The sequence below is a fragment of the Phycicoccus avicenniae genome (genome assembly GCF_050496545.1).
Classification (GTDB): Bacteria; Actinomycetota; Actinomycetes; order Actinomycetales; family Dermatophilaceae; genus Phycicoccus; species Phycicoccus avicenniae_A.
The window spans coordinates 1-22,437 of sequence record NZ_JBNVZV010000008.1 but is presented as its reverse complement, the minus strand read 5'-3'; the positions used below and the strand labels follow the sequence as shown (position 1 = coordinate 22,437).

Below are 22,437 nucleotides of genomic sequence, written 5' to 3'. Positions count from 1 at the left end.
CACCGCGAGGAGTGCCTCACCATGGCTGCCCAGATCACCGTCCACGTCGCCGGGAGCGAGCGATCGGTGGCCGAGGGCACGACCTACGGCGACCTCTTCGAGGGCGACCGGGCCGTGCTCGTCGCCCGCGTCGGCGGCGAGCTGCGCGACCTGCACGTCGCCGCGGCCGACGGCGACGTCGTCGAGCCGGTGACCGCCGACGAGCAGGACGGCCTCGACGTGCTGCGCCACTCCGCGGCCCACGTGCTGGCCCAGGCCGTGCAGGAGGTCCACCCGTCGGCGAAGCTCGGCATCGGCCCGCCGGTGCGCGACGGCTTCTACTACGACTTCGACGTCGAGACCCCCTTCACCCCCGAGGACCTCAAGGCCCTCGAGAAGGTGATGCAGCGGATCGTCAACGAGGGCCAGACCTTCCACCGGCGCGAGGTGTCCGACGCCGACGCCGCCGTCGAGCTCGCCGACGAGCCGTACAAGATCGAGCTCATCGGCCTCAAGGGCGGCGCCGCCGAGGACGCCGCCGAAGGAGCATCCGTGGAGGTCGGTGGCGCCCAGCTGACCATCTACGACAACGTCCGCCGCGACGGCTCGGTGGCCTGGGGCGACCTCTGCCGCGGCCCGCACGTGCCCTCGACCAAGGTCCTCGGCAACGCCTTCAAGCTGATGCGCAGCGCCGCCGCCTACTGGCGCGGCTCGGAGAAGAACCCGCAGCTGCAGCGCGTCTACGGCACCGCGTGGAAGACCAAGGACGAGCTCAAGGCCTACCTGGAGCGGCTCGCCGAGGCCGAGAAGCGCGACCACCGCAAGCTCGGCGCCGAGCTCGACCTCTACTCCTTCCCCGACGAGATCGGGTCCGGGATGGTCGTCTTCCACCCGCGCGGCGGCGTCATCAAGCGCGAGATGGAGGACTACGTCCGCCGGCGGCACCTCGAGGAGGGCTTCCAGTACGTCGGGACCCCGCACATCAGCAAGGACGGCCTGTTCCACACCTCGGGCCACCTGCCGTACTACGCCGACACCATGTTCCCGCCGATGGAGCTCGAGCACGCCGAGTACCGGCTCAAGGCGATGAACTGCCCGATGCACAACCTGATCTTCCGCTCGCGCGGCCGCTCCTACCGCGAGCTGCCGATGCGCCTCTTCGAGTTCGGGTCCGTGTACCGGTACGAGAAGTCCGGCGTGGTCCACGGCCTGACCCGCGTGCGGGCGATGACCCAGGACGACTCGCACTCCTACGTCACCCCCGAGCAGGCCCCGGCCGAGATCGAGCACCTGCTGCGCTTCGTCGTCGGTCTGCTCGAGGACTTCGGCCTCGACGACTACTACTTCGAGCTGTCCACGCGCGCCACCGACGGCGACAAGAAGGACAAGTTCATCGGCTCCGACGAGCAGTGGGAGACCGCCACCGAGGTGCTGCGCACCACCGCCGAGGGCTTCGGCGTCGACCTCGTCGAGGACCCGGGAGGTGCCGCGTTCTACGGCCCGAAGATCTCGGTGCAGACGCGTGACGCCATCGGGCGGACCTGGCAGATGTCGACCATCCAGTACGACTTCAACCAGCCGCACCGCTTCGGGCTCGAGTACCAGGCCGCCGACGGCTCGCGCCAGGAGCCGGTGATGATCCACTCGGCGAAGTTCGGGTCCATCGAGCGCTTCATCGGGGTGCTCGTCGAGCACTACGCCGGCGCGTTCCCGGTGTGGCTCTCGCCGGTCCAGGTGCTCGGGGTGCCGGTCGCCGAGGAGTTCGTGCCCTACCTGCGCGAGGTCGGCGCGAAGCTCGCCGAGCACGGCGTGCGCTTCGAGCTCGACGAGTCCGACGACCGCTTCCCGAAGAAGATCCGCAACGCCAGCAAGGGCAAGGTGCCGTACGTCCTCATCGCCGGTGGTGAGGACCGCGACGCCGGGGCCGTCTCGTTCCGCTACCGGGACGGGTCGCAGAAGAACGGCGTGCCGGTCGACGACGCCGTCGCGGAGGTCCTCGAGGCGGTCCGGACCAAGAGCCAGGTCTGATGCGGGCGGCGTGCCGAACCCGGTTGTCACGCCTGTCACACGACACGCCGACGACACGCCGGTCGGACGCACAGGTCCGGAAACCGGTCCGGAAAGTTCGGCGAAACCTCTTGCGGGACAGCCTGTTCGAGGACTAGAAATAACCCACTCCACCACTTCGGTGGCGGAGGGATCGGAACGGAGAAGGTTGCCAGGCCGCGCGGTTCGTCCGCGAGGAGCCGCCGGGTGATGCCGGTGGTGGCAACGGGAACCGAGCCGTGAGACACGGAGCATCACGCCGAGTCACCGAGGCCCCGGAACCACTCATACTGGTTCCGGGGCCTCACCCATGTGCGGGCCGCTGCGGCCCGGCCGGCTGACCTGCTCGATCCCTCGCCGCCGGGCCGATCGTCGGCCATGCTGGGGGCGTGGAGACCACGCAGGACGTCCGGGTGCGCGAGGCGGTGCCCACCGACGCCTTCTCGGTCGGGGCACTGCACATCCAGGACGAGCGCGAGCGCGGCATCACGCCTGCGCCCGGCTTCCTCGACGCCTTCGCCGACGCCTGGCTGCGCGACCGGGCCCGGCGCACGTGGCTCGCGGAGGACCCCTCCGGCCGGCCGCTCGGCGTGGTCCACGGCACCCGCGTCCAGAAGCTGCCGAGCGCCCACCGCCCGGCCGACGCGTGGTTCCACGTCAGCCTGCTCTTCGTCACCCCGGACGCGCGGAACGCCGGCGTCGGCGAGCGGCTGCTGCGTGCCCTGCTCGCCTGGGCGCCGACGGACCGGGTGACGCGCGTGCAGCTCAACGCCGTCCCCGAGGCACGCGGCCTCTACGAGCGCGTCGGGTTCGGGGCGCCCTCGGACCGGATGATGGAGCTCCGGCTCGACACCTAGGGTGGGCGGCATGAGCGATGCCGCCACCCCGTCCCGGGGAGTCCTCGTCACCGGCGCCTCCCGGGGGGTCGGCGCCGCCGTCGCGCGGGCCTTCGCCGCCCGGGGCGACCGGGTGGCGGTCCACCACCGGGGCGCGGACAGCGCGGAGCGCGCCGAGGAGGTCCTCGCCTCCCTGCCGGGCGACGGCCACCTGCGCGTGGCCGCCGACCTCGCGGACCCGGACGCCGTGCGCGGGCTCGCCGACGCCGCCGCCGCGGGACTCGGCCGCGTCGACGTCCTCGTCAACAACGCCGCGATGATCGTGCCGCCGGGCTCCTCCGGCAGCCGGCGCGGCGACCACCCGCTCGACGCCACGTCCTACGAGGACTGGGTGCAGGTCTGGCAGCGCACGCTCGCGACCAACCTCCTCGGGCCGGCGAACCTCACGTGGTGCGTCGCGCGGCACATGGTCGACGTCGCGCCGGCCGACGGCGTGCCCGTGGGGCGCGTGGTCAACGTCGGCTCGCGCGGCGCCTACCGCGGCGAGCCGGACATCCCGGCCTACGGCGCGAGCAAGGCCGGGCTGCACTCCTTCGGGCAGTCGATGGCCCAGCACCTCGCGCCGCACGGCATCGCGGTCACGAGCATCGCGCCGGGGTTCATCGCCACCGAGATGGCCGGCTACGCGCTGGCCGACCCCGAGGCCGCCGAGCGCACGCGCGCCCAGAGCCCCTTCCACCGGGTCGCCACGCCCGAGGAGGTCGCCGCGGCCGTGCTCACCCTCGCCTCGCCCGGCGCCGAGTGGGCCTCGGGTGCCGTGATCGACTTCAACGGCGCGAGCCACCTGCGCTGAGACGGTGGGGGCGCCACTCCATCCGGACGTCGGGCACGCCCTCCTCGTTGTCGCCGTCGGTGCCCCCGACCTCGACGAACCCCTCGCGCGCGTAGAAGCGCCGGGCGCCGGTGTTCGCGGCGAAGGTCCACAGGGCGAGCCCGGAGGGACGGGCCTCGCGGGCCAGGTCGAGCAGGCGTGCCCCGGTGCCGCGGCCGGTCGCCACCGCCCGGAGGTACAGGTGCTCGACCTCGCCCCCCGCGCCGAGCGCGAGGAAGCCCACGAGCCCGTGCTCGTCCTCGGCCACCCACACCGTGTCGGTGGCCACCACGTGCGCGAGGAACGGCCGGACGGTCGCCGCCGGGTGCGCGATCGGTGGGATGCGCGGGGCGTTCTCGGCCCGCACGGCGAGGAACAGCTCGGCGAGCGCCGGGACGTCGTCGGTGGTCGCGCGGCGCATGGTGGGGGAGCCGGGCACAAGGGCACCCTGCCACGCGCCGGCCCCGCGGACGGCACCTAGGATCGACCCATGCCCGAGCACGAGGACGCCGCCGACTTCGCGGGCGAGCCCGACGGGTTCGACCGGCTCTGGACCCCCCACCGGATGGTCTACATCCAGGGCGAGCGCCCCGACCCGGACGCCGGCGACGGCTGCCCGTTCTGCGCGGCCCCCGGCAAGTCCGACGAGGAGGGGCTCGTGGTGCACCGCGGCGAGCACTGCTACGTCGTGATGAACCTCTTCCCGTACAACCCCGGCCACGTCCTCGTCTGTCCGTACCGGCACGTCGCGCTCTACGTCGACCTCACCGACGAGGAGACGGCCGAGTTCACGGCGCTGACCAAGGCGGCCATCCACGCCCTGACCAGCGCCTCGGCGCCGATGGGCTTCAACCTCGGGATGAACCAGGGCGCGGTCGCGGGGGCGGGGGTCGCGGCGCACCTGCACCAGCACGTCGTGCCGCGGTGGGGTGGCGACAGCAACTTCCTGCCGATCGTCGCGCGCACCAAGGCGCTGCCGATGCTCCTCGAGGACGTCCGCTCCCGGCTCGCGGAGCACTGGCCCGCCTGAGCGCAGGGCTCCTCAGTCGGGGCGGCCCGACGCCGCGAGGTGCTCGCGCGCCAGGCGGGCGGGCAGCTCGTCGTAGCCGCGCGGCTCGCGCCGGAAGCTCCCCGTGCCGTGGGCCAGCGAGCGCAGGGCCACCGCGTAGTCGAGCAGCTCCAGGCGCGGCACGGCGGCGGTGAGCACCGAGCGCCCGGGCTCGCCGTCGGCCGGCTCGGAGCCGATGATCTGCCCGCGCCGGCTGCTGACGTCGGTCATCACCGCCCCGAGGTGCTCGTCGTCGACCGTCACCGTCACCGTGTCGACCGGCTCGAGGAGGCACATCGAGGCGCTGGAGGCCAGCTCGCGCAGCGCCAGCCCGGCTGCGGTCTGGAAGGCGATGTCCGAGGAGTCGACGCTGTGCGCCTTGCCGTCGGTGAGGGTGACGCGCACGTCGGTGACCGGCCACCCGGCGAGCAGGCCCTTGGCGAGCTGGCCGTGCACGCCCTTCTCGACGCTGCCGATGAACTGGCGCGGCACGGCCCCACCGACGACGACCTCGGTGAACTCGACGCCCGACCCGCGCGGCAGCGGCTCGAGGACGAGGTGGCACACGGCGTACTGCCCGTGCCCGCCGGACTGCTTCACGTGCCGGCCCTGGGCCTCCGAGCGCCCGACGGCGGTCTCCTTCAGCGCCACCTTGACCGGCACCTGCTCGACGCCGACGTTGAACCGCTCGCGCAGGCGGTGCAGGAGCAGGTCGAGGTGGGCCGGCCCGGTGGTCCACAGGACGACCTGCCCGGTCTCGGCGTCGTGCTCGATGCGCAGCGCGGGGTCCTCGGCGGCGAGCTCGCGGAAGGCGACGGGCATCCGGTCCTCGTCGGCGCGCGAGGCCGGCTGCACGGCGGCCGGCAGCAGCGCCTCGGGCAGCGCCCACGGCGTGACGAGCAGCGGGCGGGAGGGGTCCGAGAGCGTGTCGGAGGTCTGCGCGCCGGCGAGCTTGGTGACGACGACGACCTCGCCGGCGACCGCCTGCTCCTTGGGCAGCAGCTCGCCGTCGAAGGGGGCGGCGATGGCACCGGGTCGCACGTCGTCGTCGTGGGCCTCGTGGCCCTCGCCGGTCGGGCCGTCGAGCAGCTCGAGGTGGCCGGAGACGTGGACGGGCCGGTCGGCGCGCAGCGTCCCCGAGAAGACCCGCACGAGGGAGAGGTGCCCGACGTAGGCGTCGGACTCGGTGTGCACGACCTCGGCGACGAGCGGGCCGTCGGGGTCGGCGGTCAGGGCCACCGGCTCGCCCCCACCGACGGGCGTCACCGTGGGGAGCGGGTGCAGCCCGGGGTGCGGGAAGGCGACCTCGACGAGGTGGAGCAGCACCTCGACCCCGGCGCCGGTCTCGCCGGACACCGGCAGCACCGGGTGGAAGGTGCCGTGGGCGACGGCCTCGAGCAGGTCGCGCTCGAGCGTCGCGAACTCCAGCTCCTCGCCCGCGAGGTAGCGGTCCATCAGGTCGGGGTCCTCGGACTCCTCGATGATCCCCTCGACGAGTCCGGGCCGGTGGGTGTCGAAGACGTCGGCGTGCTCGGGGCCGGCGGGCCGCACCGAGCGCCGGCCGCCCTCGTAGTCGTGGATCTCCCCGAGCAGCAGGTCGGCGATCGAGGTGACCGCGCCGTCGGCCCCGGCCACCGGCACCCCGAGCGGCTGGATGCCCGGGCCGAAGTGCGCCCGGCAGTCCTCGAGCGTGGCGGCGAAGTCGGCGTCGCGCGCGTCGAGCTGGGTGACGACGACCGCGCGCGGCATCCCGACGACCGCGCACTCGTGCCACAGGGCGCGCGAGCGCGCGTCGGCGCCGTCCGCGGCCGAGACGACGAAGAGGGCGGCGTCCGCAGCGCGCAGACCCGCCCTCACCTGCCCGACGAAGTCGGGGTTCCCCGGGGCGTCGAGGAGGGTGAGCACCACCTCCCCGAGCCGGAGGGTGGCCGCCCGCAGGCCGCCCGAGCCCTCCGAGCGCGAGCGGCCCGCCCGTCGGGGCGAGAGGGTCTCGACGACGTGGTCGAAGAGGCGGGAGGTGCCGGCGCCGCTCGGTCCGACGAGGACGACCGTGCGCAGCCGGGTGGTGTCGGTGGGGGTCGGGGCCGCTGTGCCGCTCATGCCCCCAATCAACTCCTCCGCGCCGCCCCGCACAAGGGGTCGCGGCCGACCCGGGGGAGACCTGCACCACCCCGGGCGGCGGCGGTGGCGCGGGCAGTGGCGCGCCACCCCACTACGCTGGCCGGACCATGCTCAACCGCTACGCGCGCGCGTTCTTCACCAAGATCCTCACGCCGGTGGCCTCGCTGCTCATCCGGCTCGGGGTCAGCCCCGACGTCGTGACCGTCATCGGCACCCTCGGGGTGGGCTTCGGCGCGCTCGCCTTCTACCCCCGCGGTGAGTTCCTCGTCGGCACCCTCGTCATCACGGCGTTCGTGTTCTCCGACACCGTCGACGGCATCATGGCGCGTCGCCTCGGGCGCTCCAGCAACTGGGGCGCCTACCTCGACTCCACCCTCGACCGCGTCGGCGACGCCGCGGTCTTCGGCGGCCTCGTCCTCTGGTACGCGGGCAACGGCGGCAACGCCTACATGGCCGCCCTCGCGCTGGCCTGCCTCATCCTCGGCAGCGTCGTCTCCTACGCCAAGGCCCGCGCCGAGGGGCTCGGGATGACCGCGAACGTCGGCATCGCCGAGCGCGCCGACCGGCTCGTCGCCGTGCTCGTGGCCACCGGTCTCACCGGGCTGTTCGGCATCCCCACGATCTTCCTCGGCGTCGTCCTCGCGCTCCTCGCGCTCGCGAGCCTGGTCACCGTCGTGCAGCGGATCCTCGAGGTCCGGCGGCAGGCCCTGGAGCTCGCGTGACGGGGGTGCGCTCCACCGTGGCGGACGCCGCGACGCTCGCCGCGCACCGCCTCGGGTGGGGGGCCGTGCGGCGGCTGCCGGAGCGTGCCGCGTACCGCCTCTTCGACCTCGCCGCCGACGTCACCGTGCGCCGCGGCGGCGCCGAGCGGCTGCGGGCCAACTACGCGCGCGTCCGCCCCGAGCTCGACGCCGCCGCGCTCGACGCCCTCGTCCGCGAGGGGATGCGCTCCTACCTGCGCTACTACTGCGAGGCCTTCCGGCTCTCCGGGCTGGGCCCCGACGACCTCGCCGCGCGGGTCCGCGTCGAGGGCGACGGGCCGGTCCGCGAGGTGCTCGCCGACGGCGGCTCGGTCGTCGGCTTCCTCGGCCACCTCGGCAACTGGGACCTCGCCGGCGCGTGGGGAACGGTGCACCTCGGACCGGTGACCACGGTTGCCGAGCGGCTGGAGCCGGAGGAGGTCTTCCGCGAGTTCCTCGAGTTCCGCGAGGGCCTCGGGATGACCATCCTCCCGCTGACCGGCGGCCCGGACGTCTTCCCGGCGCTGCGCGAGGCCGCCCGGAGGCGTGGGCTCATCCCGCTGCTCGCCGACCGCGACCTCACCCACCGCGGTGTCACCGTCGACTTCTGCGGGCTCCCGGCCCGGATGGCCCCCGGCCCGGCCGCGCTGGCCCTCGCCGAGCGCCGGCCGCTGCACCCGGTCTCCATCCGGCACGAGCGGCGGGGGAGCGGCTGGGGCATCGTCATCACCTTCCACCCGGCCGTGCCGGTGCCGACGTCCGGCGCGACCCGCGAGAAGGTCGTCGCGATGACCCAGGCCTGCGCCGACGCGCTCGGCGCTGCGGTCCGCGAGCACACGAGCGACTGGCACATGCTCCAGCGGGTCTTCGTCGAGGACCTCGACCCCGAGCGCCTGGCCCGGGCGGGGGCCACGCCATGAGGATCGGCATCGTCTGCCCGTACTCGTGGGACGTGCCCGGCGGGGTGCAGTTCCACGTCCGCGACCTCGCCGAGGTCTTCATCGCCCAGGGGCACGACGTCTCGGTGCTCGCCCCGGCCGACGACGACACCGAGCTGCCGCCCTACCTCGTCCCCTGCGGGCGCGCGGTGCCGGTGCGCTACAACGGCTCGGTCGCCCGGCTGACCTTCGGCCCGGTCACCTCGGCCCGCGTCACGCGCTGGCTCGAGCAGGGCGACTTCGACGTCGTGCACCTTCACGAGCCGGTCACGCCGTCGGTCTCGCTCATGGCCCTCTGGGCCGCGGAGGAGCCGGTCGTCGCGACCTTCCACACCGCCAACGTGCGCTCGCGCGCGATGCACGCCGCCAACCCGCTGCTGCGCCCGTCACTGGAGAAGATCCGCGCCCGGATCGCGGTGTCCGAGGACGCCGCCCGCACCGTGCGCCGGCACCTGGGGGGCGACACGTACATCATCCCGAACGGGGTGCACGTCGACCGCTTCGGCGCCGCGCGGCCCCGGGCGGAGTGGGCCGGCCGGGAGGGTGCCCCCACCCTGGCCTTCCTCGGCCGGGTCGACGAGCCGCGCAAGGGCCTGGACGTCGCGCTGCGTGCCCTGCCGGCCGTCCTCGACGCCCACCCGGGCACCCGCCTGCTCGTCGCCGGTCCGGGTGACGCCGCCGACGTCCTCAAGCACGCCGACCCCCGCGCGGTCGCCGCGACCACCGTGCTCGGCGCGGTCTCCGACGCCGACAAGGCCGCCCTGCTCGGCTCGGTCGACGCCTACGTCGCCCCCCACCTCGGCGGCGAGAGCTTCGGCATCGTCCTCGTCGAGGCGATGGCCGCCGGCGCCCCGGTGGTCGCCTCCGACCTGTCGGCCTTCCTCGCCGTCCTCGACGACGGCCGCACCGGGGCCACCTTCGAGACCGGGTCCGCCCCCGAGCTGGCCCGCACCCTCACCGAGCTGCTCGCCGACCCGGCCCGGCGGGGCGCGCTGCGCGACGCGGGGCGGGCGCGGGCCGCCACCTTCGACTGGTCGCGCGTCTCCGGGCAGGTGATGGCCGTCTACGAGACCGTCCTCGAGGGAGCCCACGCCGAGCTCGCCGACCAGGGCCCGCGCGGCCTCTGGAGCCGGCTCGTGCGCAGCGTGCCCGGCGGGGGCCCGTCGTGAGCGGCACCGGCGTCGACGTCCTCCAGGTCACGACCTTCGTCGTCATCCTCCTCATCGGCGTGGCGTGGTACCTCTCCTACGCCGCCGCGCGCCTCGACCGCCTCCACGCCAAGGTCGAGGGCGCGATGTCGGCCCTCGATGCCCAGCTGGTCCGCCGGGCCGAGGCCACCCTCGAGCTCGCGAACAGCGGTGCCCTCGACCCCGCCACCGCGCTGCTGCTGGCCGACGCCGCCACCGACTCGGTCGAGCGAACCACCGAGCACCCCCTCGACGAGGACCTCCTCGACGGCCAGCACTTCGGTGGCCGCGAGGAGGTCGAGACCACCCTCACCGAGGTGCTCACCGTCACCCTCACCGACGACGTCGTGGGCGGCCTGCGGGCCGAGGACGACGAGCTGGTCCGCGAGGCCCTCGAGCGCATCTCGGCCAGCGCCCTGCGGGTCCGGATGGCGCGCCGGTTCCACAACGACGCCGTCCGGGAGGTGCGCCGGGTGCGGCACAAGCGCGTCGTGCGCTGGTTCCGCCTCGCCGGCCGGGCGACGCTGCCCGAGCGGGTCGAGTTCGACGACGACCTCCCACCGGCGCTGGCCCGCTGAGCGGCGGACCGTGGTCGGGAGCACCCCCGGCGCGGTCCTATGATCTGGCGCATGACCGAGCAGCAGAGCGCCCCCTCCACCGGCACGACCCGCGTCAAGCGCGGCATGGCCGAGATGCTCAAGGGCGGCGTGATCATGGACGTCGTGACCGCCGAGCAGGCCAGGATCGCCGAGGACGCCGGCGCCGTGGCCGTCATGGCCCTGGAGCGGGTCCCGGCCGACATCCGGGCGCAGGGCGGGGTGTCGCGGATGAGCGACCCCGACATGATCGACAGCATCATCGAGGCCGTCTCCGTGCCCGTGATGGCCAAGGCCCGCATCGGGCACTTCGTCGAGGCGCAGGTCCTGCAGTCCCTCGGGGTCGACTACATCGACGAGTCCGAGGTCCTCACCCCGGCCGACTACGCGAACCACATCGACAAGTGGCAGTTCACCGTCCCCTTCGTCTGCGGCGCGACCAACCTCGGTGAGGCCCTGCGCCGCATCACCGAGGGCGCGGCGATGATCCGCTCCAAGGGCGAGGCCGGCACCGGCGACGTCTCGAACGCGACCACGCACATGCGCTCGCTGCGCAAGGAGATCAACCGGCTGCGCTCGATGGAGCCCGACGAGCTCTACGTCGCCGCCAAGGAGCTCCAGGCGCCGTACGACCTCGTCAAGGAGGTCGCCGAGACCGGCAAGCTGCCCGTGGTCCTCTTCACCGCCGGCGGCATCGCCACCCCGGCGGACGCCGCGATGATGATGCAGCTCGGCGCCGAGGGCGTCTTCGTCGGCTCGGGCATCTTCAAGTCCGGCAACCCCGCCGAGCGCGCCGAGGCCATCGTCAAGGCCACGACCTTCCACGACGACCCCGACGTCATCGCCAAGGTCTCGCGCGGCCTCGGTGAGGCGATGGTCGGCATCAACGTCGACGAGATCCCGCAGCCGCACCGGCTCGCCGAGCGCGGCTGGTGAGCGAGAACCTCCTCCGCGAGATCCTCATGGCCCTCTTCTGGGGGCTGTTCGCCGCGAGCGCCTGTTTCGGCGCCGTGTGGGTGCGCAGGCAGCAGCAGCACCGTGAGCGGATGACAGGTCGGGCCGGCTCGCTGCCGGGGGCGGCGGGGCAGGCGAGCACCTCGTGGTTGGCCTGGACCGTCAGCCGCAGCGGTGAGTTCCACCGGAGGGCCGCTCTGTCCGTCGAGGGGGCCACCGTCACCTACTCGAGGCCTCGCCGGACCGTCCGCTGGAGCGCGCCGGCCCCCTCCGTACAGGTGCTGGTCGAGAAGCGCCCGCGCGACAACGGGCGCAGCCTCGTGCTCTCGCACGGGGGTGACAGCGTGCGGCTCATGGTGAGCCGCGACCGCCGCTTCCCGTTCCTCTCGCTCGGAATCCCGTACTACGAGCCGCGGCTGAGCGCCTACGCGTTCGACCTCGCGATGGCGTTGCGTGTCGCCGGGGCCGAGGTGCGGCTCGACGTCGAGCTGGACACGGACGAGGTCGAGCGGTCCGCGACCCGCTGAGGGTCGAACCGGACCGGGAGGAGGCGACGTGGTCGTCGAGGTGGGCATCGTCCTCGGGATGGCCGTGCTGGCCGTCGTCGTCGGGCGGGTGCGGGCGCACCGGCAACGGGTCCGGATGGATCGCTCGGCCGGGCAGCTGCGCGACGCGCTGCTGCCGGGTGGCGCGTTCGCGGTGTGGCGCTTCCAGGGACCGGTCGCGCGCGCGGCCGGACGGTTGGCGATCGACGGTGACCGGTTGCGGTGGACCGCGCCCGGTGCGGTCCAGCCCGACCGGGACGTGCCGGTGCGCGACGTGCGGTTCCGGGTGCTGCGCGCGACCCGCTGGTCCGACGTGACCAGGGTGCGGCTGCAGCTGCCGGGGGAGCCGGCCCGCACCCTGCGGGTCAGTCGCGAGGCCACCCGCCCGCTCGGTCCGCTCGACGCCGCGTACGAGAACCGGCTCGAGGGCTACCTCGCCGACCTCGTCGACGCACTGCGCCGGGGCGGTGCCACCGAGGACCGGGTCTGACACAATCCGGCCTCGTGACCGAGAGCGCCGCGAGCCCCACCACCCCCACGCACGTCGTCATCACGACCGCCCCCCTCGACGTGGTGCTCGGTCGTCTCGGTGAGGAGGCGCCCGTCGGCCGGCTCGACGGCTGGACCGTCGCCGCGCTCTCGCCCCGCGTGGTCTCCTTCCCCACCCCTGCGGCGCAGCGGGTGAGCGCTGCGGGCGAGCGCGTCTTCGCCGTGCTCGACACCGGCCACGACGTGGGCCTCTGCGTCGCCACCGGGCGCAGCGCGCAGTTCATGGTCTGGTCACCCGGGTGGCAGGCCCCCTCCGGCAAGGAGCTGGACCGGTTCGCGAAGGGCTGGCGCCAGCTCGCCCACGCGATGGCCTCGCTGGCCGGTCACCCCGAGAACGCCGAGGCCTTGGCCCAGACGCTCGACGCCCCGGGTTTCCAGGGTCACGGGATGCCGCTGGACGTCACCCTCGACCACGCCCGGGCGCTGCTCGGCGTCCCGGCCTCCGTCATGGGCATCTCCGCGGACTCCTTCGAGCCGCTCACCGACGTCGCGGTCGCGGCCCCGAGGAAGCGTGGGCTGTTCGGCCGCCGCTGAGGACGTGCGGCGGCTCAGTGGTGGCTGGGCGCCGGCGGGGCGTCCGGCATCTCCAGCGCGACGTCGTCGACGTAGCAGTAGAACCACTCCTCGCCCGGCTCGAACGAACGGACAACCGGATGGTCCGCGCCCCGGGCGTGGGCCGTCGCGTGGCGTCCCGGGGAGGAGTCGCAGCAGCCCACGTGGCCGCAGGCCTGGCAGAGGCGCAGGTGCACCCACGTCTCCCCGGTGGCGAGGCACTCCACGCAGCCGTCGGCCGCGGGTGTCGGGGGCGTGGTGTCGGTGAGGTGCGTGCAGGTCATCGGGTCCTCCTCGGTGACGGTCAGGAACGGGACGGGGTCGCAGTCGGGCCGGCCGTCGGCATCGACGCGGGTGGCGAGCGGCGGGCCCCCGATGCCGGCGCAGAACTGCAGCTGCCGGACGCCGGGGGAGTCGCTCAGGACGTCGTCGCTCACGGTGACGGCGGCCAGCACCCCGCCGATGACGAGCGCGCCCGCGCTCACCCAGAGCGCGACGGCGAAGCCCGCGTCGAAGGCGACGGGGTCGTCGTAGGCACGGCCGGTCAGCCCGGCGAGGGCGGGGACGACGGCGACGGCCAGCAGCCCGGCCGTGCGGGCGACCGCGTTGTTCACGCCCGAGGCCATCCCGGCGTGTTCGGGGGGCGCCGCGGCCAGCGCCGTGGCGGTCAGCGGCGAGACCATCGTGACCAGCCCCAGGCCGAGCACGACGACCGCGGGGAGGACGTCGAGCAGGTACGACGCATCCGGACCCAGCCGCAGCATGAGCAGGACCCCGACGGCGGCGAGCACCGGCCCGGCGGCCATCTGGCGTCGCGGACCGAGCCGGGCCGCCAGCGCCCCCGAGCGGGAGGACAGCAGCAGCATCACGACGGTGACCGGCAGCAGGGCGGTCCCCGCGGCGATCGGTGAGAAGCCGGAGACCACCTGGAGCTGCACGACGAGCAGGAGGAAGACCGCCCCGAGCCCCGCGTAGACGACGAAGGTCACGAGGTTCGCGGCGCGGAACTGCGCACCCCGGAAGGCGTCGAGGGGGAGCATCGGGGAGGCGGCGCGTCGCTCGACGACGACGAAGGCCACGGCGGCGAGCAGCCCGACCGCGGCCGCGGCGAGCACGCCCGGTGACGCCCCGGACTCGCCGGCCGAGATGAGCGCGTACGTCGTCCCGCCGAGGGCGACCGCCCCGAGGGCTGCCCCGGCCACGTCGACCGGACCCTCGGCGCCGGGGTCGCGGCTCTCCGGCACGTGCCTCAGCGCGAGCACGACCACCACCGCGGCGAGCGGCACGTTCACCAGGAAGACCCAGCGCCACGAGAAGCTCTGGACCAGCCAGCCGCCGAGGAACGGCCCGACCGCCGTCGCCACGCCGCCGAGGCCCGACCAGGCACCGATGGCCCGGCCGCGGTCCTCCGGCGCGATGCTCGCCTGGATCATCGCCAGGCTCCCCGGCGTCAGCAGGGCCGCGCCGACCCCCTGGAGGGCGCGGGCGAGCACGAGCAGCTCGGCGTTCGGGGCGGCTCCGCAGAGGAGCGAGGCGGCCGCGAACCACACGACCCCGACGAGGAAGACCCGGCGCCGCCCGAACCGGTCCCCGAGGACACCGCCGAGCAGGATGAACGCTGCGAGGGTCAGCGCGTACGCCGACACCGTCCACTGCAGCGTCGCGAAGGCGGCGTCGAGCGAGTCGCCGATCGCGGGCAGCGCGACGTTGACCACGGTCGCGTCGATGCCGGCGAGCGCCGACCCCAGGATGGAGGCCACGAGCAGCCAGCGACCCCCGGGGGAGCCGAGCGGCAACCCGTCCGTGACGGTGGGGGTCCGGACGCTCATCAGGTCACGGTGGTCCGGACGGAGTACTCGGGCTGCTCGTGCTCGGCACCGTCGAGGACGGCGCGCAGCTGCTCCGCGGCCCGCAGGACGTCGGCGTGGGTGAGGTACATCGGCGAGAAGCCCAGCCGCACGATGTCGGGCTCGCGGAAGTCGCCGACGACGCCGCGCGCGATGAGGGCCTGCACCACGCCGTACGCGCCCGGGTGGCGCACCGACACCTGCGAGCCGCGCCGTGCCGGGTCGCGCGGCGTGGCGACCTCGAGCTCGGGGGCGAGGGCGTCGAGGCACTCGAGGAAGAAGCCGGTGAGCGACAGCGACCGCGCCCGCAGGTCCGCCACCTGCTCGCCGTCGTACGCGTGCAGCGCCGCCTCGAGGGCGAGCATCGAGAGCAGGGGCGGGGTGCCGACCCGGCCACGGGCGATGCCGGGCGCCGGCGCGAAGTCGGGGGCCATCGCGAACGGCGTGGCGTGGCCGTTCCAACCCGAGAGCGGCTGGTCGAAGTCGTCCTGGTGGCGGCGCGCGACGTAGAGGAAGGCCGGCGCGCCGGGTCCGCCGTTGAGGTATTTGTAGCCGCAGCCGACGGCGAGGTCGGCCCCGTGCTCGTCGAGCCCCACCTCGAGGACGCCGGCGGAGTGGCAGAGGTCCCAGCAGGCCAGCGCCCCGACCTCGTGCGCCGCGCGGGTGATGCCCGCGAGGTCCCAGAGCTCGCCGGTGCGGTAGTCGACCGAGCTGTAGGAAGCGAGCACGAGCTCCTCGCCGAGCTCGGCGATGCGAGCGGGGGCCTCATCCGGCGCCACGAGCTCGACGACGAGCCCGGCGTCGCGGGCCGCGGCCCGCGTCACGTAGAGGTCGGTGGGGAAGGACGCGGGGTCGGTGAGCACGACGCGGCGGCCGGGCCGCATCCGGGCCGCCGCCACGACGCACTTGTAGAGGTTGACGGTCGTGGAGTCGGTGCAGACCACCTGGCCCTCACCGGCGCCGACGAGCGCACCGATCCGGTCGCCGACCCGGGTGGGCGCGCCCCACCAGTCGGACTCGTTCCAGCTCGCGATGAGCCGGCTGCCCCACTGGCGGTGCACGACGTCGGCGACCGCCTCGGCCACCCCGGCCGGGAGCGCCCCGAGCGAGTTGCCGTCGAGGTAGACGACACCGGCGGGCAGCCGGAAGCGGCCCCGCAGGTCGGTGCCGGCGTGCTCGAGGTCGAGGGCGCGGGCGCGGTCGGTCAGCGGTGACGACATGGGACGACGCTAGCCGGTCGGCGCCGGGGCGACCCCGGACCATCCCGCCCCGCTCGGCGGGCCCGGTTCGGCGCAGGGATGGACGTTCGGCCAGACCTGCGCGAAACACGCCGACCTGCGTGCATCCGCGGCCCGGGCGGCGCAGACTCCCCTCATGGGGGGAGCCATCACATCCGTGTCGGGGACCGCGCGGGCGCGCACGTCGGACCACGAGGCCCTGCTGATGGAGGCCCGCGGGCTCATCCTGTCGGCGCAGACGCCCGGGTCCCTGGACACCGAGCAGCTCGCCGGGCTCGAGGCGCGCGCCGCCGACGACGACTGGGACGACGTGCTCATGGTGGCCGGCTACGTCCGGCTGCTCGCCGCGGACACCGTCGAGGAGCGCCGGCCGCACCTCGGGCGGCTGCTCGAGCGGGCCCGGGCCGAGGGCGACGTCGTCTGGGAGGCGCTGGCGCTGGGCCTCGGGGCGACGGCCGAGATGTGGGACGACCGCCCCCGCCTGGACGCGGACCGCGACCTGACCCGCGCGACCGTCCTGCTGCGCGGGGCCCCACCCGGCCACGTGATGCTGGCCTCGGCCCACGTCGAGTGCGCCACCGGCTACCTCGACCGCGACATGTGGGACCTGGCCCTCGAGCACACGTCGTCGGCGGCGGACTCCCTCGGGGCCGACGAGCGCGACGCCTCGCGCATGGCGACGACGATGTACAACCGGGCCGAGATCCAGCTGCGGCGCCTGTGCGTCACCCGCCAGTCCGGTCCCGCCGAGGAGCTGCACGAGCTCGGGGTCCTGGCCCGCGCCGCCGTCCACCGGGTGCCCCTCGAGCTCCTGCCCGAGAGCTGGCGCGTCGACCTGCACATCTTCGAGAACCTCGTCGACGCCATCGCGCCCCCGACCTCGGGGGAGCCGCGCCCGCTCGCCGAGGACGACGAGGCCGAGTTCGCCACCTACCTCGGCCTCGCCCGCTCCTTCACCGACCCCGACCCCGCGAGCGCCCGGGCGCACCTCGCCTCCGCGATCGAGGCCTGGGACCGCGTCCGGATGCCCGAGCTCTACCTGCTGGCCCTGACCCGGGACGCCGAGCTCGAGGCCGAGCAGCTGGGGTACCCGACCGCCGGCCTGCGCGTGGCCCGCGAGCTCGCGCAGCGCCGGCAGGAAGCACGGCTCGCGGCGCTCGAGGCGATCGGCTCGCTCATCCAGAACGAGCACCTCTCCACCGAGCACGCGCGCCTGCGCCTCGCCGCCGAGGTCGACGCGCTGACCGGCGTGGCGAACCGCCGGGGGCTGGAGTCGCACGTCGCGATGCTCCTCGAGGGGGCGCACGGCAGCCCGCGCGAGGACGTGACCCTGGTCCTCGTCGACGTCGACCACTTCAAGAGGGTCAACGACACCCACGGCCACGAGCTGGGCGACGAGGTGCTGGTGCGGATCGCGAGCTCGCTGCGCACGGTGGTGCGCGGCACCGACCTCGTCGTGCGCTGGGGCGGGGACGAGTTCCTGCTCCTCCTCGACACCGACCGGCTGGGGACCGCCCGCAGCCGATGCCTGGAGCTCGCCGAGCGGGTGCGCCACGACTTCTGGGAGGACCTCGCCGAGGACCTGCGCGTCACGGTGAGCGTCGGGCTCGCCGTCGGCAAGCTGGCCGACCTCGACGGGCTGCGGCAGTCGGCCGACCGGGCGCTCTACCGCGCCAAGGAGCGCGGCCGCGACGGCGTCTCGACCTGAGCCACCGGACCCGCGGGCACCTCAGCCGTCGAGGGTCATCAGCAGGACCGGCCGGCGGTCGGCGGGCAGCCAGTGCGGCCGGACCTCGCCGACCACGCGCCAGCCCCGGCGGCGGTAGAGGTCGGCGGCGGGGGAGTGCTCCTGGACGACGTCGAGCACCGGCACCCGCCCGAGCGCGCGGGCGTGGGCCACGGCGGTGTCGAGCAGCCGCGTGCCGATGCCCCCGGTACGACGCGCCGGGTCGACGAAGAGGGTGGACACGGTCCCCATCGCCTCCGCCGGCAGGTCCATCGCCGCGGCGAACGCGTCGGCCTCCCACCCGGCGGCCGGGTGCAGCAGGGCCGCGTGCCCCGCGACCACGCCGTCGACCTCGGCGACCCACGCGCCGAGCTCGCCGTCGCGGACGAGGAACTCCTCGACCGGGAACGGCAGCGGCCAGCGCACGGGGTAGCCCGACGCCGCCTGCTGGGCGGCGAGGACGTCGACGAGGACCGGGACGTCGGCGGGCACACGGGGGCGGACGAGCGGCTCGGGCACGTCCCGAGGCTAGGGCCCGCCACCGACGGGGCCGCGGCCGCCCGTAGCATCGGCCCTCGTGACCAGCACCCCGACCGTCGGCGTCCTCGCCGTGCAGGGCGACGTCCGCGAGCACGTGGCCGCCCTCGAGCGCGGCGGCGCCCGTGCCGTGACCGTGCGCCGCCCGGCCGAGGTCGAGGCCGTCGACGGGCTCGTGCTGCCCGGGGGCGAGTCGACGACCATCGACAAGCTCGTGCGGGCCTTCGACCTCCAGGCGCCGCTCCGCGAGCGCATCGTCGGCGGCCTGCCGGTCTACGGCTCGTGCGCCGGGATGATCCTGCTGGCCGACCGCCTCGCCGACGGCGCGAGCGGGCAGCAGACGCTCGGCGGGATGGACATCCTCGTGCGCCGCAACGCCTTCGGTCGGCAGGTCGACTCCTTCGAGGAGGACCTGCACATCCGCGAGCTGGGCGGCGAGCCGGTGCGCGCCGTCTTCATCCGCGCGCCGTGGGTCGAGGAGGCCGGGGAGGCCGTCGAGGTCCTGGCGCGGGTCGAGCACGGACCGGCCGCGGGTAGGATCGTCGCCGCGCGGCAGGGGAACCTGCTGGTCACGTCCTTCCATCCGGAGGTGACCGGTGACCACCGGGTCCACCGCCTGTTCGTCGACATCGTGAAGCAGAGCCAGAGGGAGCGTTCATGAGCGGCCACTCCAAGTGGGCGACCACCAAGCACAAGAAGGCGGCGATCGACGCCAAGCGCGGCAAGCTCTTCGCCAAGCTCATCAAGAACATCGAGGTCGCGGCCCGCACCGGTGGCGGTGACCCGGCGGGCAACCCGACGCTCTACGACGCGATCCAGAAGGCCAAGAAGTCCTCGGTCCCCAACAACAACATCGACAACGCGGTCAAGCGCGGGTCCGGTGCGACGGCGGGCGGGGCCGACTGGCAGACCATCACCTACGAGGGCTATGCGCCCGGTGGGGTGGCCCTGCTCATCGAGTGCCTCACCGACAACCGCAACCGTGCGGCCGCCGAGGTGCGCACCGCCCTGACCCGCAACGGCGGCCAGCTCGCCGACCCGGGCTCGGTGGCCTACGTCTTCAACCGCAAGGGCGTCGTCATCGTCCCGAAGAGCGAGGACAAGGGCGAGGACGAGATCCTCGAGGTCGTCCTCGAGGCCGGCGCCGAGGAGGTCAACGACAACGGCGACTCCTGGGAGGTCGTCTCCGAGGCCACCGACGTCGTCGCCGTGCGGACCGCGCTCCAGGACGCCGGCATCGACTACGACTCGGCCGAGGCCTCCTGGGTGCCGAACCTCCAGGTGCCGCTCGACGCCGACGGCGCGAAGAAGATGATCCGCGTCATCGAGGCCCTCGAGGACTCCGACGACGTCCAGGACGTCTTCGCCAACGGCGACATCCCCGACGACGTCCTCGCCGAGCTCGACGCCGAGGACTGACCCCGCCGACGTCCGGACAACCGCGTCGTCACCGTGATGGCGCGCAAGCTCCGTCGGGACGGGGATGCATCCCCGTCTCCGGGGAGGAGGCCCGTCGTCACCGTGACGACGCGGACGTTCGCGCCCGACGACGCCACCCGACGGTCAGGTGCGGCGGTTCTGCGGGCGCACGACGCCGCGTGTTGCTGCCGTCCGGACCGACGATGAGTGGGTAGCGTGGGGCACCGAACAGGTGTTCCAATCCGTCGGCAGGAGTCCAGCGTGCGCGTCCTCGGGGTCGACCCCGGCCTGACCCGGTGCGGTCTCGGTGTCGTCGACGGGCGGCCCGGCCGCGCCACGATGGTCGCCGTCGGCGTGGTGCGGACCCCGGGCGACGCCGACCCCGGGCAGCGTCTGCTCTACCTCGAGTCCGAGCTCGGCACCTGGCTCGACCGCTTCGCCCCCGAGGTCGTGGCGATCGAGCGGGTCTTCGCCGACGTCAACGTCCAGAGCGTGATGACCACCGCCCACGCCACCGCCGTCGCGCTGCTCTGCGCCGCGCGCCGTGGCCTGCCGGTCGTCTTCCACACCCCGACCGAGGTCAAGGCCGCCGTCACCGGCAGCGGCCGCGCCGACAAGGCGCAGGTGACGCAGATGGTCACCCGCATCCTCGGCCTCGAGGTGGCCCCGAAGCCGGCCGACGCCGCCGACGCCCTCGCGCTGGCCATCTGCCACGCGTGGCGCGGGGCGCAGGAGTCGCGTCTGGCGGCCCTCGCCGAGGGGACCCGGCGGTGATCGCCTCGGTCCGCGGGCCGGTCGCGCACGTCGGCCTCGACCGCGTCGTCGTCGAGGTCGGTGGCGTCGGGATGCTCGTCCACACCACCCCGGCCACCGCCGCGGGCTGCCACCGCGGCCAGGAGGCGTCGCTCGCCACGAGCCTCGTCGTCCGCGAGGACTCCCTCACCCTCTACGGCTTCTCCGGCGCCGCCGAGCGCGACATGTTCGAGACCGTGCAGACCGTCTCGGGCGTCGGGCCGCGCCTGGCCCTGGCGATGCTCTCGGTCATGGGCCCCGACGAGCTCGCCGGCGCGCTGACCGCAGGCGACGCCAAGGCGCTGAGCGCCATCCCGGGCATCGGCGCGAAGTCGGCGCAGCGCCTCGTCCTCGAGCTCCGCGACAAGGTCGGCGCGCTGCACGGCACCGGCACCCCGCCCGCCGGTGCGGCCCCGGCCACGCCGGCCGCCGAGCCGTGGCGCGAGCAGGTCACCGAGGCCCTCGTCGGCCTCGGCTGGAGCGGCAAGCAGGCCACCGACGCCGTCGAGCGCGTGGCCGACGCAGCTCCCGCCGGCTCCGAGGTCGCCACCTACCTGCGCCTGGCCCTGCGCGAGCTGCGCCGGTGAGCGGCGGTCCCGCCGACGGGTTCGGCAGCGAGATGCGCGAGGCCGACGGCTCGCTCGACGCCACCGCCCGGGTCGTCGACGCCGGCGGCAGCGACGACGAGCGGGTCGTCGAGGCCGCCCTGCGCCCGCGCCGGCTCGCCGACTTCCCGGGCCAGCCGCGCGTGCGCGACCAGCTCGAGCTCGTGCTCACTGCCGCCCGCCGCCGGGGGAGCCCCCCCGACCACGTGCTGCTCTCGGGCCCACCGGGGCTGGGCAAGACGACGCTGGCGATGATCGTCGCCGCCGAGCTCGAGCGCCCCATCCGCGTCACGAGCGGCCCCGCCATCCAGCACGCCGGCGACCTCGCCGCCGTGCTCTCCAGCCTCGACGAGGGCGAGGTGCTCTTCCTCGACGAGATCCACCGGATGAGCCGGGCTGCCGAGGAGATGCTCTACCTCGCGATGGAGGACTTCCGGGTCGACGTCGTCGTCGGCAAGGGCCCGGGCGCCACCGCCATCCCCCTCGAGCTGCCGCCCTTCACCGTCGTCGGTGCCACCACCCGCGCCGGCCTGCTCCCGGCGCCGCTGCGCGACCGGTTCGGCTTCACCGGCCACCTCGACTTCTACGACGTCGAGGACCTCGTGACCATCCTCCACCGCTCGGCCGGGCTGCTCGGGGTCGAGGCGGACGAGCCCGGGGTCCGCGAGGTCGCCGGGCGCTCCCGGGGCACGCCGCGCATCGCCAACCGGCTGCTCCGACGCGTCCGGGACTGGGCCCAGGTGCACGGAGCCGGGGTCGTCGACCACCACGCCGCCCGCGAGGCCCTGGCCCTCTTCGACGTCGACGAAGCCGGCCTGGACCGCCTCGACCGTGCCGTCCTCGAGGCCCTGTGCCGCCGCTTCGCCGGCGGCCCGGTGGGGCTCTCCACGCTCGCCGTCGCCGTGGGGGAGGAGTCCGACACCGTCGAGACCGTCGCCGAGCCCTACCTCGTGCGCGAGGGCTTCATGGCCCGCACCCCCCGGGGGCGCACCGCCACGGCCCAGGCGTGGGCGCACCTCGGCCTGCGTCCCCCGGCCGACGCGCCGCAGCAGGCCGCACTGCCGCTCGAGGGCGAGGGCCCCGGGCGCTTCGGCGGCTGACCCCGCGCGGCCTCCGTGGCGGGGGCACGCGGAGCTCCCCCGCTTCGTTGGTGAGGTGTCCGGCTCTGACCTAGAGTGGGTCCTGGGGGGGGGGGGGGGGGGGGGGGGGGGGGGGGGGGCGGGGGGGGGGGGGGGGGGGCGGGGGGGGGGGGGGGGGGGGGGGGGGGGGGGGGGGGGGGGGGCGGGGGGGGGGGGGGGGGGGGGGGGGGGG

Annotated in this window: 23 protein-coding genes; 18 read left to right on the top strand and 5 right to left on the bottom strand. The window is 74.8% G+C overall.

Going from position 1 to position 22,437, the window contains the following annotated elements; translation table 11 throughout:
• Nucleotides 1-21: 21 nt before the first annotated feature.
• The 3 genes from thrS (at nt 22) to ACQZ2A_RS08725 (ending at nt 3,714) form a co-directional block, all read left to right on the top strand.
• Nucleotides 22-2,007, top strand: a complete 1,986-nt coding sequence (gene thrS / locus ACQZ2A_RS08735; protein ID WP_430209633.1) for a threonine--tRNA ligase — start codon at nt 22-24, stop codon at nt 2,005-2,007.
• Between the two features lie 407 nt (nt 2,008-2,414).
• Complete coding sequence (locus ACQZ2A_RS08730; protein WP_430209630.1) at nt 2,415-2,882, top strand: N-acetyltransferase family protein; 468 nt, start codon at nt 2,415-2,417, stop codon at nt 2,880-2,882.
• A gap of 10 nt (nt 2,883-2,892) precedes the next feature.
• Nucleotides 2,893-3,714 (top strand): SDR family NAD(P)-dependent oxidoreductase, encoded by an 822-nt coding sequence (locus ACQZ2A_RS08725; RefSeq protein ID WP_430209627.1) that lies wholly within the window; start codon nt 2,893-2,895, stop codon nt 3,712-3,714.
• Here ACQZ2A_RS08725 and ACQZ2A_RS08720 read toward each other — a convergent pair.
• On the bottom strand, nt 3,689-4,171 hold the full coding sequence (locus tag ACQZ2A_RS08720) for an N-acetyltransferase family protein (RefSeq protein WP_430209625.1): 483 nt from the start codon (nt 4,169-4,171) through the stop codon (nt 3,689-3,691). The genes ACQZ2A_RS08725 and ACQZ2A_RS08720 overlap by 26 nt on opposite strands.
• A 51-nt stretch (nt 4,172-4,222) precedes the next feature.
• Between ACQZ2A_RS08720 and ACQZ2A_RS08715 the strand changes: the two genes are divergently transcribed.
• Nucleotides 4,223-4,762, top strand: a complete 540-nt coding sequence (locus ACQZ2A_RS08715) for an HIT family protein (protein WP_430209623.1) — start codon at nt 4,223-4,225, stop codon at nt 4,760-4,762.
• 12 nt (nt 4,763-4,774) lie between these two features.
• On the opposite strand, the gene ACQZ2A_RS08710 is transcribed toward ACQZ2A_RS08715, so the two are convergent.
• Entirely contained in the window at nt 4,775-6,880 is a 2,106-nt protein-coding gene (locus tag ACQZ2A_RS08710; protein ID WP_430209621.1) for an elongation factor G, read from the bottom strand.
• 128 nt (nt 6,881-7,008) lie between these two features.
• Between ACQZ2A_RS08710 and pgsA the strand changes: the two genes are divergently transcribed.
• The 8 genes from pgsA to ACQZ2A_RS08670 are packed head-to-tail and all read left to right on the top strand — an operon-like array spanning nt 7,009 to nt 12,944.
• On the top strand, nt 7,009-7,623 hold the full coding sequence (pgsA, locus tag ACQZ2A_RS08705) for a phosphatidylinositol phosphate synthase (protein WP_430209619.1): 615 nt from the start codon (nt 7,009-7,011) through the stop codon (nt 7,621-7,623).
• 5 nt (nt 7,624-7,628) lie between these two features.
• A complete protein-coding gene (locus ACQZ2A_RS08700) occupies nt 7,629-8,561 on the top strand; it encodes a phosphatidylinositol mannoside acyltransferase (protein WP_430209616.1) in 933 nt (310 codons plus the stop codon).
• Nucleotides 8,558-9,748, top strand: coding sequence for a glycosyltransferase family 4 protein (locus ACQZ2A_RS08695; protein ID WP_430209613.1), 1,191 nt, complete (start codon nt 8,558-8,560; stop codon nt 9,746-9,748). Before ACQZ2A_RS08700 ends, ACQZ2A_RS08695 begins: the two co-directional genes overlap by 4 nt.
• Entirely contained in the window at nt 9,745-10,344 is a 600-nt protein-coding gene (locus ACQZ2A_RS08690; protein WP_430209610.1) for a hypothetical protein, read from the top strand. Before ACQZ2A_RS08695 ends, ACQZ2A_RS08690 begins: the two co-directional genes overlap by 4 nt.
• Before the next feature lie 51 nt (nt 10,345-10,395).
• Nucleotides 10,396-11,298, top strand: a complete 903-nt coding sequence (gene pdxS, locus ACQZ2A_RS08685; protein ID WP_430209607.1) for a pyridoxal 5'-phosphate synthase lyase subunit PdxS — start codon at nt 10,396-10,398, stop codon at nt 11,296-11,298.
• Complete coding sequence (locus ACQZ2A_RS08680) at nt 11,295-11,843, top strand: hypothetical protein (protein WP_430209606.1); 549 nt, start codon at nt 11,295-11,297, stop codon at nt 11,841-11,843. Before pdxS ends, ACQZ2A_RS08680 begins: the two co-directional genes overlap by 4 nt.
• 28 nt (nt 11,844-11,871) lie before the next feature.
• Nucleotides 11,872-12,351, top strand: a complete 480-nt coding sequence (locus ACQZ2A_RS08675; protein ID WP_430209603.1) for a hypothetical protein — start codon at nt 11,872-11,874, stop codon at nt 12,349-12,351.
• A gap of 14 nt (nt 12,352-12,365) precedes the next feature.
• The gene (locus ACQZ2A_RS08670) at nt 12,366-12,944 is read left to right on the top strand and encodes a hypothetical protein (RefSeq protein WP_430209600.1); all 579 of its coding nucleotides are present in this window, start codon (nt 12,366-12,368) and stop codon (nt 12,942-12,944) included.
• 14 nt (nt 12,945-12,958) lie between these two features.
• Here ACQZ2A_RS08670 and ACQZ2A_RS08665 read toward each other — a convergent pair whose 3' ends face one another.
• Together ACQZ2A_RS08665 and kynU are read right to left on the bottom strand one after the other, a co-directional pair.
• Nucleotides 12,959-14,791, bottom strand: a complete 1,833-nt coding sequence (locus ACQZ2A_RS08665) for a DHA2 family efflux MFS transporter permease subunit (protein ID WP_430209598.1) — start codon at nt 14,789-14,791, stop codon at nt 12,959-12,961.
• Nucleotides 14,791-16,029 carry a kynureninase gene (kynU, locus tag ACQZ2A_RS08660; protein ID WP_430209595.1) on the bottom strand — a complete coding sequence of 413 codons (1,239 nt, stop codon included), beginning with the start codon at nt 16,027-16,029 and terminating at the stop codon, nt 14,791-14,793. The genes ACQZ2A_RS08665 and kynU overlap by 1 nt, the downstream gene beginning before the upstream one ends.
• Before the next feature lie 154 nt (nt 16,030-16,183).
• Between kynU and ACQZ2A_RS08655 the strand changes: the two genes are divergently transcribed.
• The gene (locus tag ACQZ2A_RS08655) at nt 16,184-17,755 is read left to right on the top strand and encodes a diguanylate cyclase (protein ID WP_430209592.1); all 1,572 of its coding nucleotides are present in this window, start codon (nt 16,184-16,186) and stop codon (nt 17,753-17,755) included.
• A gap of 21 nt (nt 17,756-17,776) precedes the next feature.
• On the opposite strand, the gene ACQZ2A_RS08650 is transcribed toward ACQZ2A_RS08655, so the two are convergent.
• A complete protein-coding gene (locus ACQZ2A_RS08650; RefSeq protein ID WP_430209589.1) occupies nt 17,777-18,292 on the bottom strand; it encodes an N-acetyltransferase family protein in 516 nt (171 codons plus the stop codon).
• Nucleotides 18,293-18,350: 58 nt separating this feature from the next.
• Here ACQZ2A_RS08650 and pdxT point away from each other — a divergent pair, with 58 nt between their 5' ends.
• The 5 genes from pdxT to ruvB all read left to right on the top strand — a co-directional run bounded on the left by pdxT (nt 18,351) and on the right by ruvB (nt 22,226).
• A complete protein-coding gene (gene pdxT, locus ACQZ2A_RS08645) occupies nt 18,351-18,971 on the top strand; it encodes a pyridoxal 5'-phosphate synthase glutaminase subunit PdxT (protein ID WP_430209587.1) in 621 nt (206 codons plus the stop codon).
• Nucleotides 18,968-19,729 (top strand): YebC/PmpR family DNA-binding transcriptional regulator, encoded by a 762-nt coding sequence (locus ACQZ2A_RS08640; RefSeq protein WP_430209584.1) that lies wholly within the window; start codon nt 18,968-18,970, stop codon nt 19,727-19,729. The genes pdxT and ACQZ2A_RS08640 overlap by 4 nt, the downstream gene beginning before the upstream one ends.
• A gap of 261 nt (nt 19,730-19,990) precedes the next feature.
• On the top strand, nt 19,991-20,503 hold the full coding sequence (gene ruvC / locus ACQZ2A_RS08635) for a crossover junction endodeoxyribonuclease RuvC (RefSeq protein WP_430209581.1): 513 nt from the start codon (nt 19,991-19,993) through the stop codon (nt 20,501-20,503).
• Entirely contained in the window at nt 20,500-21,108 is a 609-nt protein-coding gene (ruvA, locus tag ACQZ2A_RS08630; RefSeq protein ID WP_430209578.1) for a Holliday junction branch migration protein RuvA, read from the top strand. The genes ruvC and ruvA overlap by 4 nt, the downstream gene beginning before the upstream one ends.
• Nucleotides 21,109-21,140: 32 nt before the next feature.
• A complete protein-coding gene (ruvB, locus tag ACQZ2A_RS08625; protein WP_430209976.1) occupies nt 21,141-22,226 on the top strand; it encodes a Holliday junction branch migration DNA helicase RuvB in 1,086 nt (361 codons plus the stop codon).
• Nucleotides 22,227-22,437: the final 211 nt, after the last annotated feature.

Bases quoted from the DNA above. Each gene is read 5' to 3' on its own strand.
- thrS (WP_430209633.1), top strand. From the start codon at position 22: ATGGCTGCCCAGATCACCGTCCACGTCGCCGGGAGCGAGCGATCGGTG.
- ACQZ2A_RS08725 (WP_430209627.1), top strand. From the start codon at position 2,893: ATGAGCGATGCCGCCACCCCGTCCCGGGGAGTCCTCGTCACCGGCGCC.
- ACQZ2A_RS08715 (WP_430209623.1), top strand. From the start codon at position 4,223: ATGCCCGAGCACGAGGACGCCGCCGACTTCGCGGGCGAGCCCGACGGG.
- ACQZ2A_RS08710 (WP_430209621.1), bottom strand. From the start codon at position 6,880: ATGAGCGGCACAGCGGCCCCGACCCCCACCGACACCACCCGGCTGCGC.
- pgsA (WP_430209619.1), top strand. From the start codon at position 7,009: ATGCTCAACCGCTACGCGCGCGCGTTCTTCACCAAGATCCTCACGCCG.
- ACQZ2A_RS08695 (WP_430209613.1), top strand. From the start codon at position 8,558: ATGAGGATCGGCATCGTCTGCCCGTACTCGTGGGACGTGCCCGGCGGG.
- pdxS (WP_430209607.1), top strand. From the start codon at position 10,396: ATGACCGAGCAGCAGAGCGCCCCCTCCACCGGCACGACCCGCGTCAAG.
- ACQZ2A_RS08665 (WP_430209598.1), bottom strand. From the start codon at position 14,791: ATGAGCGTCCGGACCCCCACCGTCACGGACGGGTTGCCGCTCGGCTCC.
- kynU (WP_430209595.1), bottom strand. From the start codon at position 16,029: ATGTCGTCACCGCTGACCGACCGCGCCCGCGCCCTCGACCTCGAGCAC.
- ACQZ2A_RS08655 (WP_430209592.1), top strand. From the start codon at position 16,184: ATGGGGGGAGCCATCACATCCGTGTCGGGGACCGCGCGGGCGCGCACG.
- ACQZ2A_RS08640 (WP_430209584.1), top strand. From the start codon at position 18,968: ATGAGCGGCCACTCCAAGTGGGCGACCACCAAGCACAAGAAGGCGGCG.
- ruvB (WP_430209976.1), top strand. From the start codon at position 21,141: ATGCGCGAGGCCGACGGCTCGCTCGACGCCACCGCCCGGGTCGTCGAC.